Genomic DNA, 222 nt, shown 5'->3' with positions numbered 1-222 from the left:
AAAGTGGTGGAGGGAGCTGGATTCGAACCAGCGAAGGCTGAGCCGTCAGATTTACAGTCTGATCCCTTTGGCCGCTCGGGAACCCCTCCACACAAATTTTTACTATTGCATTTGGCCCCACTTTTCTAAGAAGGAAAGTGGTGGAGGGAGCTGGATTCGAACCAGCGAAGGCTGAGCCGTCAGATTTACAGTCTGATCCCTTTGGCCGCTCGGGAACCCCTC

1 tRNA gene is annotated in these 222 nt (G+C 53.6%); it reads right to left on the bottom strand.

The features are described 5' to 3' along the window. Positions 1–4: 4 nt before the first annotated feature. Positions 5–89, bottom strand: a tRNA-Tyr gene (locus AUR67_RS17450). Positions 90–222 lie beyond the last annotated feature (133 nt).

This window comes from Pseudoalteromonas sp. XI10 (assembly GCF_001469895.1).
In the GTDB taxonomy this organism is placed as follows: domain Bacteria; phylum Pseudomonadota; class Gammaproteobacteria; order Enterobacterales; family Alteromonadaceae; genus Pseudoalteromonas.
Note: the sequence above shows the minus strand (reverse complement) of the source record. Positions and strands in the feature narration are given on the sequence as shown.